1 pseudogene is annotated in these 564 nt (G+C 39.4%); it reads right to left on the bottom strand.

The features are described 5' to 3' along the window. Positions 1-3 precede the first annotated feature (3 nt). Positions 4-564 (bottom strand): annotated as a pseudogene (locus ACIR131C_RS0116425) (DUF4347 domain-containing protein); the annotation flags it as partial.

Here is a 564-nt window from a genome sequence, read left to right as displayed (position 1 = left end):
CTATTAACTAAACAAGAAAGTACCACCGAACAGGTTTAAATTCGCATTGGTGCTATTAAATCCTGATTTACCCGATAAGGTAACTAATAATTGACCAGTACCAAAACCAGCATTACCAGCAATACCATCTCCAACTTGTACTAATGTAGAATTACCTAATGTAATCACATCAAAATTAGCAATACCTGTAAAGTTCAGTTTATCGCCACCAACACCGCGCACAAATTGGTAAACTATATCTGTACCATCACCATTAGTGTAGTTAACATTATCTACAGCAGTATCACTACCTAAGTACAGGCTGTCATTACCCAAACCACCAGTTAAAGTATCAGCACCAGTACCACCTGTGAGAACGTTATCGGCTACGTTGCCTGTAATATTATTATTGAGGGTGTTACCTGTACCATTAATAGCGGTTGTTCCCTGTAACGTTAGGTTTTCTACATTGGCGCTGAGAGTGTAAGTTGCTGCGGTGCTGAAAACGCTATCTGTTCCTGCATTAGCATTCTCTTTGATGATATCTGCTGCATTGTCCACATAGTAGGAATCATTTCCTAAACG

It is taken from the genome of Dolichospermum circinale AWQC131C, from assembly GCF_000426905.1.
In the GTDB taxonomy this organism is placed as follows: domain Bacteria; phylum Cyanobacteriota; class Cyanobacteriia; order Cyanobacteriales; family Nostocaceae; genus Dolichospermum; species Dolichospermum circinale.
This window is presented reverse-complemented; position numbering and strand designations above follow the sequence as displayed.